Genomic DNA, 8,124 nt, shown 5'->3' with positions numbered 1-8,124 from the left:
GGTGAGGCGCGCTACCGGCCAGGTGTCTGCCCAGGGCCAGGGGCGCTGGGGTGCGTCTTGCTCAAGCGTGGTTTGCCAGGCGTGGGCAATCAGGTGCTGGGCCAGCCAGGCCTTGCCGTCCAGCCAGCTGGCCCAGCCTGCGAGTCCTAGAAGCCCCGCCAGACTGAGTGCCAGCACCCCGCGTTCAAGCCGCGCCATGGTTCAGCCTTCGCTGACGAAGCCAGAGCAGCAGGCAGAGCACCAACAGCACGCCAGCCAGCCGCCACAACAGCGGCGCCGGTGTGGCCGTGCCCGGCCAGGCCGCAGTGTGTTGCGTACCGTGCGGTGCCTGGTTTCGCACGGTGTCGTGCAGCAGTGGCTCATGGGCGGGCCGGGAGACGGTCTCTTCTACGGCGATAAAGCTGGTGTAGCGGCTGACCAGTTGATGGCGCAGGGCCACGTCGGTGATCAGTGGGGCGATGTCGGTTTCCGGGGCGCCCAGGGTGATGCGGTCCATCAGGTCGGCGATCTTGCGCCGGGCCCACAGGCTCGCGGTGCCCGGGTGGTTGCTGTCGGTGGGCAGGGTGACCGGCTGTTGCCAGTGTTGGGTGTCGTAGCCGCTAACGGTGATGTGTTCCGTTGGCGCGGACAGCTTCATGGCCACCAACAGGGGCTCACCGGCATACAAGTCTGGCAGCTTTTGCGGCCAACGCTCGGCGACGATGCCGTTCGGGAGTTGCACCTGCAGGTTGCGCCTCAGCGGTGATTCCAGGCGGCGAAACAGGGTATCCATGCCCTGCTGCACCTGGTTCTGGTCGTTGATATAGGTAAAGCTGCCGCGCCCGAACTGGGCGGCGCGGGTCATGAAGTGGCTGTTGGGGGCGGAGCCAATGCCCACGGTAAACAGGCGGGCTTCGCCGAGCTGTTGGTGCAGGGCCTGGAAGATGCCGCTCTCGTTACCCACGGCGCCATCGGTGATAAAGATCACCTGGCGCAGGTAGCCGTCGCTGACGGGCTGACTCAGGGTGGCGCTGAGGGCCGGCAGCATGTGAGTGCCGCCGCTGGCTTGCAGGCCATCCACGAAATCTTGCGCCTGTTGGCGGCTGTTATCGCTGACCGTGACCGGCGTTTCAAACAGTAAGGTGTGTTGGTTGTCGAAATCGGTGATGTTGAAACGGTCACCGGGCTTCAGGCGTTGCAGGGCCAGTTGCAGGCTGGCTTTAGCCTGGCGCATGGGGGCGCCACCCATGGAGCCGGAGCTGTCGATGATAAACAGGGTTTCCCGGGGCAGGGTGGTGGCGTGGCCGGTTTCCGGTGGAACCACCATCAGCAGGGCGTAGTGCTCGCCGTCGATTTGCTCATAAAAACTGGTGGCCAGTGGTTCGCCGGTGTCTTCCAGTTCCCAGTTAAGCAGCAGATCCCGATCCATGGCGATGGCGCCGGCTTTTGGGGTAATGGTGTAGCGCCGCCCGTGCCGTTGGTAGCGGATGGCGTGGCTGGGGCTGCCCAGTGTGGCCAGTCGCTCGCCGGCGTCCAGGTCGATGTGGATGGACGCGGTGCCGGTCTCGGCGGTGCCGCCGGGGGGCGCTACCGTGTTGCGCAGCAGGGAATCCAGTGGATGGGGTGCTTCCGTGGCTGGGGTAAAACGTGGCGTCAGGGTTAGAGGCAGGCGCAACTGAAAGCGGTGCCCGTCCACGTTCAGGGTCTGCTGGTAATGCAGCTCCACCTGCACGGTTTCGCCGGGAGCGATATTGGCCACAGCGGTGGTGAAGAGGTTGGGGCGCTGCTGGCTGACCAGGCTGGCTTTCTTGCCACTGGCGCGGGCCTGTCGGTAGGTTTTTTCCGCCTCGGCCTTCCTGTCGATTTTGCCAACGATGCGCCGGTCTCCAATGGTCAGCACCATGCCGTTCACGGCGGCGCTCTCCGGTAGCGGAAACAGGTAGCGCCCTTCGCGAAACTGCTGGCTGGGATTGTGAAAACGCTGGGTCAGCGTGACCTCTGCCACGGGGCCGCTGACGGTGATATGGGCGTCGGTGTCCAGCAGGGTGGCGGGCTGAATGTGTCCCTGGTCATCGGCCAGCAGTAGAGCGCCGGTGGCGGCTTCATCCTGCCAGTCCGCCCGGGTGGTGAACGTCAGTAGCAGTAGAGAGAAGAAAAGCGTCAGTTGCATGGTGGCCTCCTTGTGATGGGGGCCAGCATGGCAAGGCAACAAGGAGGTTTTGTGGGGATTGTGTGGGGAGGCAATGAATAGTTAATAATGAATAATTAATAGTTCGCGACCTTGCGCGAGCACCAAGAGCAAACGCATGAGGCCGCGCCTACCTCGTAGACGCGGCCTCATGCATTAGAAAAACAGAGACACCTGCTTCGCGCGTTATTAATTATTCATTATTAACTATTCATTGCTTTTTACGCTGCGTTGCGGCGTTTGGCGATGGCGTGCAGGACGATCTGGCACTGGTTTTCGCCGTATTCGCGAATGTCTGCTTCGGCATCGGCGGTGTTACGGCCGACCACGTTGACCAGCAGGCGCTTGAACAGCTGCAGGGAAACGTCGAACTCGGAGGTGTCTTCCTGCAGGGCGATAAACGTATAACGCTTGAGCAGGGGGATCAGGTCGATAATGTCATCGGCCAGGTAGCGGTTGTTGGCAAAACGTTCCGTGGCCAGTTCGACAAAGCGGAAGGCCAGCTGGTGGGCGGCGGGCAGGTCATTGCCCTGATAGTACTGCTCCAGTTGCGGCAGCATTTCCACCATGTCCTCAATCTGGCCGGGCATCCAGTTGCTGGCGGCCTGGCCAGCCAGTCGCGACAGCAGCATGAACAGGAAGTCGTAAAGGTCGTGAACCTGCTCATCAGTGACGTCGCACACCCGTGCGCCCTTGCGCGGCTGCAACTCAATCAGGTGTTGCTTTTCCAACAAACGAAAGGCCTCTCGAAGTGAGTTAGTGCTCACATCGAGTTGCTTGGCCAGATCATTTTCCGGCAGGCGCGCCCCGGGTGCCAGGGTGCCGGTGATGATCTGCTCGGCCAGATGCTGGGCAATCTGTTCACTCAGGCTGACGGCTTTCAACGACATGAGAAAGGTCCTTTTCGACTTCGGCGGGAATTATCCTCCGTGGTCGATACTATGTCACTAAATGAGTTGTTTGACAATTCAAGAAATCATGGATAGCCTAACCGTCACATTGGAGACTGTTACTTTTGGCTTGAACTAGCGAGGTATGAGCCATGTTCGAGAGCATGAACGCTGACGTAATGCTAAAAATGAAAAAATACGGCTATCTGACGTTTTGGGCGCTGATGGTCCCGCTAGTGCCTTTTTCGGCCTACGTGGGTGTGGATAGTGGCACTCAGGACTACTGGGCGTGGTTCCTTTACGTCTTTATCTTCGGGATTATTCCGGTATTGGATTATCTGATCGGTAAAGACCCGACCAATCCCAGCGAAGATGTTCAGGTTCCCACCATGAGCGAGGAAATCTTCTATCGGGTGTCGGCCATTGCCATGGGCTTTGTGTGGATTGCGGTGCTGTTCTACGCCGGCCATATTTTCATGACCAATGACTATGGTTTGCTGGGCAAGATTGGCTGGATCGTGTCCATCGGCACGGTGGGTGGCATTATCGCCATTAACCTGGGCCATGAGCTGATCCACAAAGACCCGAAAGCCGAAAACTGGATGGGCGGTTTGCTGCTGTCTACAGTGACTTATGCGGGCTTCAAGGTGGAGCATGTGCGTGGCCACCATGTCCATGTATCCACGCCGGACGATGCGTCTTCCAGCCGCTACAACCAGAGCCTGTACAACTTTCTCCCCAAGGCGTTCGTGCATAACTTTATCAATGCCTGGAGCCTGGAAAAGAAGTACCTGGAGCGTAAGGGCAAGAAGAACATCAGTATCTATAACGAGCTGATCTGGTGGTACAGCATTTCTGCCTTGTTTGCGGTGACCTTCGGGTTGCTGTGGGGCTGGCAGGGTGTGGTGTTCTTCCTGGGCCAGAGCTTCTTTGCCGCACTGGCACTGGAAATCATCAACTATATTGAGCACTACGGTCTGCACCGTCGTGTGAACGAGAAAGGGCGTTTCGAGCGGGTGACCCCGGCGCACAGCTGGAACTCCAACTACCTGCTGACCAACCTGGCTCTGTTCCAGCTGCAGCGTCACAGTGATCACCACGCCTACGCCAAGCGTCGTTATCAGGTGCTGCGTCACTACGAGGAAAGTCCCCAGCTACCGGCAGGCTACGCCACCATGTATGTGCTGGCCCTGATCCCGCCGCTGTGGAAAAAAGTGATGAACCCGCGGGTGGAAGCCTACTACGAAGGCGAACTGGACCAGCTGTTCCGTGACAGCAAGCGAGTGAACAATATCGCGTAAAAGCAGTTAACAGTTAATAATTAAAAGTTAACAGCTAGAACAAGAAAGCCCCGGCATTGCCGGGGCTTTTTTATGGTCGCTAGCACGCTTTCAACGAAGTCGCTGTAGGAGCACCGTTCAGGGTGCGAACCGTGCGAAGCACGAGGCGGTAAGGCATGACAGGTTCTCCCCTCCTCGCGCTACTCCTTTACTTCACTGTTTCCAGAACATCGGCGTGAACAGTACCAGCAAGGTAAAGATTTCCAGGCGGCCTGCGACCATCAGGATAGTCATCATCCACTTGGCGCTGTCGGTGATGTTGGCGAAGCCGCCGCCCACCTGGCCGATCCCAACCCCCAGGTTGTTAAGGCTGGCCGCGACGGCGCTGACGGCGGTGGCCAGGTCCATGCCGGTCATGGTGAAAAGCAGGGTAAAGATCACCGAAATGGTGATGTAAACACCGACGAACCCCCACACGGCTTGTAGTACCCGGTCAGGAATCGACTGGCGGCCAAAACGCAGGGCGAATACACCGTTGGGGTAAATCAAGCGGCGCAGTTCGCGAATGCTGTGGTGGAAAACCAGTGCGGCGCGCACGGCTTTCATGCCGCCGCCGGTGGAACCGGCACAGCCGCCGATAAAGCTGGTAAAGACCAACAAAAACGGAATAAACCCCGGGAAGGCGGCGGCATTGGTGCTGGTCAGCCCGGTCCCGGTGCTGAATGAGGCGACCTGAAAGGCAGAGTGGCGAAGGGCGTCATCGAAGGTAAAGTCATAATGAAAGAACAGCAAGCCGGCGGTGATGATGGCGGTATAGATCAGGAAAAGACCGATGAAGAAACGAAATTCCGGATCCCGCAGGTAGGCAAACAGTGAGCGGCCACGCCACATGGCAAAGTGCAGGGCAAAGTTGAGCCCGCCGATCAAGATAAAGGCGGTGGCGGTCCAGTCGATCAGGGGGTTGTCCCAGTAAGCCATGGAAGCGTCATGGGTGGAAAAGCCGCCAGTGGATACGGTGCTGAAGCTGTGGCAGATGGCATCGAACATGGTCATGCCAAATGCCCAGTAGAGTAAGGCGCAAGCAATGGTAATGAACAGGTAGATAAACCACAGGGCCTTGGCGGTTTCCGCAATGCGTGGGGTGAGCTTGGCGTCTTTCATGGGGCCGGGGATTTCCGCCTTGTAGAGCTGCATGCCACCGATGCCGAGCATGGGCAGGATAGCCACGGCCAGTACCACTACACCCATGCCGCCCAGCCACTGCAGTTGCTGGCGGTAGAAGAGCACCGATTTGGGCAGAAAATCGATGCCGGATAAAATGGTGGCGCCGGTGGTGGTAAGCCCGGAGACGGATTCGAATACCGCATCGGTGAAGCCCACGGGGACGTCGTCACTGATGATCAGTGGCAGCGCGCCGATAACGCCGAGCACGGACCAGAACAGGGTGACTACCAGAAAGCCGTCACGGGTTTGCAGTTCGGTTTTGTTGCGGAAGAACGGCAGCCAAAGGCTTAAGCCCAGCGCCAGGGTAATGACGAAAGAAATCAGGAACGGGGTTTCGCTGCCTTCCTGATACCAGTAAGACACGGCCACCGGTGGCATCATGGTAAAGCTGAAAACCACCAGCAGCAGGCCGAGAATTTTTGAGATTAATGCGAAGTGCATGGTGCCTCCTCAGGAGAGGAGGCGCCGGACGCAGGGTGCCCGACGCCTGACGCTAAAAAGGTGCGCTTTGTTTTTTCTGTCGGGCGTCCTGCGTCCGGCATCTGGCGTCTCATCCTAAAAAAACGTAAAGCCCACCTGGAACAGTTTTTCCACGTCCCGGGTGCGGCGTTTGTCGATCAGGAACAGGATTACGTGGTCGTCCGGTTCGATCACCACATGGTCGTGGGCAATCAGCACTTTTTCGCCGCGCACGACTGCACCAATGGTGGTGCCTTCCGGTAGATCAATTTCATCGATGGCGCGCCCTACCACTTTGGACGACTTGGCGTCGCCATGGGCAATCGCTTCAATGGCTTCCGCTGCGCCCCGGCGCAGGGAATAAACGTTGACCACATCGCCCCGGCGCACATGGCTGAGCAGGCTGCCGATGGTGGATTGCTGGGGTGAAATGGCAATGTCGATGTCGTGGCCCTGCACCAGATCCACGTAGGCCGGATTGGAGATCAGCGTCATCACCTTGCGGGCGCCCAGCCGTTTGGCCAGCAAGGAGGCCATGATGTTGGCTTCGTCATCGTTGGTGAGCGCGCAGAACACATCGGTGTTTTCGATGTTGGCCTTGAGCAGTTCGTCCCGGTCGGTGGCCAGGCCTTGCAGCACCACGGTCTGATGCAGTTTCTCGCCCAGCCATTCCGCCCGTTTGGGCATGCGCTCCAGCACTTTGACGTTGTAACGATGCTGAATGGTCTTGGCCAGCCGGTAACCGATGTTGCCGCCGCCGGCGATCACGATGCGCTTGTAGTTATGCTCCAGGCGGCGCAGCTCGCTCATGACCGCACGGATGTCGTTCTTGGCGGCGATGAAGAAGACTTCATCGTCGGCTTCGATCACGGTGTTGCCTTCCGGGATGATCGGTCGGCCACGGCGGAAAATAGCAGCGACGCGGGTATCCACGTTGGGCATGTGTTTGCGCAATTCACGCAGCTCGTTGCCCACCAGCGGCCCACCGTAATAGGCGCGCACTGCCACCAGCTGTACCCGGCCACCGGCGAAGTTCACCACCTGCAGGGCGCCAGGATGTTCAATCAGGCGCTTGATGTAGTCAGTCACTACCTGTTCAGGGCTGATGATCACATCAATGGGCAGGGCGTTTTCGTTGAACAGTTTTTCCGAGCGGCTGGTGTAGTGGGCGGTGCGAATGCGGGCGATCTTGGAGGGGGTGCGGAACAGGGAGTAAGCCACCTGACAGGCGATCATGTTGACCTCGTCAGAGTTGGTCACCGCGATCAGCATGTCCGCGTCTTCGGCGCCGGCTTCCTTGAGTACTGCCGGGTAGCAGCCCATGCCGCGCACGGTGCCGATATCCAGGCGGTCACCCAGCTCGCGCAGGCGCTCATCATCGGTGTCGATGACCGTGATGTCGTTGCGTTCATTGGCCAGGTTTTCGGCCAGAGTGCCGCCCACCTGGCCGGCACCGAGAATAATGATTTTCATGAACTGAGTCGGGCCCCCGATTCTTTACGCAGGCAAGCCAGGTAGAAACCGTCCGGACCGTGTTGTTCCGGGAACAGCTGCCACCCTGCGTCCACCATTGTGGCCCCTTCCGGCCGTGGCGTCACATCCCGGGCCTGCGGCTGGCGTTGCAGGAAGTCACGAACCTGATGGTCGTTCTCGTCGCGCAGCACCGAACAGGTGGCATACACCAGCATGCCGCCGGGATTGAGCAGCGGCCATAGTGCATCCAGCATGCGTGCTTGTAAATCAACCAGTGCGGGAATGTCCGAGGCTTTGCGGTGCCATTTCACATCGGGTTGGCGGCGCAGGATGCCGGTGGCGGAGCAGGGTGCGTCCAGCAGGATGGCATCGAAGGGGGTGCCGTCCCACCAGGATTGCGGGTCGCTGGCGTCGCCTTGCAGCAGGGTGACGTCGGTGCCCAGTCGCGCCAGGTTCTCGCGGATGCGGGCCAGTCGCTTGCCTTCCAGCTCCAGGGCGGTGAGGTCTGTGGCGGGGAATTTCTCGCGCAGCTGCCCGGTTTTGCCGCCGGGGGCGGCGCAGGCGTCCAGAATGCGGCCGTTGGCCGGGGCCTGCAGCAATTCGGCGGGCAGTTGGGCGGCTTCGTCCTGCA

General features: G+C 59.5%; 7 protein-coding genes. 1 reads left to right on the top strand and 6 read right to left on the bottom strand.

Going from position 1 to position 8,124, the window contains the following annotated elements; genetic code table 11:
• The 3 genes from A3730_RS13405 to A3730_RS13395 form a co-directional block, all read right to left on the bottom strand.
• Positions 1–198 (bottom strand): hypothetical protein (locus A3730_RS13405; protein WP_231883957.1); only part of this gene is annotated, 198 nt, incomplete at its 3' end.
• Complete coding sequence (locus A3730_RS13400) at positions 185–2,149, bottom strand: marine proteobacterial sortase target protein (protein WP_082872369.1); 1,965 nt, start codon at positions 2,147–2,149, stop codon at positions 185–187. The genes A3730_RS13400 and A3730_RS13405, both read right to left, overlap by 14 nt.
• A 239-nt stretch (positions 2,150–2,388) precedes the next feature.
• Entirely contained in the window at positions 2,389–3,057 is a 669-nt protein-coding gene (locus tag A3730_RS13395; protein ID WP_063520357.1) for a GntR family transcriptional regulator, read from the bottom strand.
• Positions 3,058–3,209: 152 nt separating this feature from the next.
• On the opposite strand from A3730_RS13395, the gene A3730_RS13390 reads away from it, so the two are divergent.
• Positions 3,210–4,358, top strand: a complete 1,149-nt coding sequence (locus tag A3730_RS13390) for an alkane 1-monooxygenase (protein WP_063520358.1) — start codon at positions 3,210–3,212, stop codon at positions 4,356–4,358.
• Between the two features lie 192 nt (positions 4,359–4,550).
• Here the strand turns inward: A3730_RS13390 and A3730_RS13385 are convergent, their stop codons facing one another.
• The 3 genes from A3730_RS13385 to A3730_RS13375 form a co-directional block, all read right to left on the bottom strand.
• Positions 4,551–6,002: a TrkH family potassium uptake protein gene (locus tag A3730_RS13385; RefSeq protein WP_063520359.1), complete on the bottom strand. Its 1,452-nt coding sequence runs from the start codon at positions 6,000–6,002 to the stop codon at positions 4,551–4,553.
• Positions 6,003–6,116: 114 nt separating this feature from the next.
• A complete protein-coding gene (gene trkA, locus A3730_RS13380) occupies positions 6,117–7,493 on the bottom strand; it encodes a Trk system potassium transporter TrkA (RefSeq protein WP_063538233.1) in 1,377 nt (458 codons plus the stop codon).
• Positions 7,490–8,124, bottom strand: a 635-nt coding sequence (locus A3730_RS13375) for a methyltransferase domain-containing protein (RefSeq protein WP_156501201.1), incomplete at its 5' end; no start/stop codon positions are given. The genes trkA and A3730_RS13375, both read right to left, overlap by 4 nt.

This window comes from Alcanivorax sp. HI0044 (assembly GCF_001634945.1).
The sequence above is the reverse complement of the archived record's forward strand: the minus strand, read 5'-3'. Positions and strand labels throughout refer to the sequence as shown.

Bases quoted from the DNA above. Each gene is read 5' to 3' on its own strand.
- A3730_RS13400 (WP_082872369.1), bottom strand. From the start codon at position 2,149: ATGCAACTGACGCTTTTCTTCTCTCTACTGCTACTGACGTTCACCACC.
- A3730_RS13395 (WP_063520357.1), bottom strand. From the start codon at position 3,057: ATGTCGTTGAAAGCCGTCAGCCTGAGTGAACAGATTGCCCAGCATCTG.
- A3730_RS13390 (WP_063520358.1), top strand. From the start codon at position 3,210: ATGTTCGAGAGCATGAACGCTGACGTAATGCTAAAAATGAAAAAATAC.
- A3730_RS13385 (WP_063520359.1), bottom strand. From the start codon at position 6,002: ATGCACTTCGCATTAATCTCAAAAATTCTCGGCCTGCTGCTGGTGGTT.
- trkA (WP_063538233.1), bottom strand. From the start codon at position 7,493: ATGAAAATCATTATTCTCGGTGCCGGCCAGGTGGGCGGCACTCTGGCC.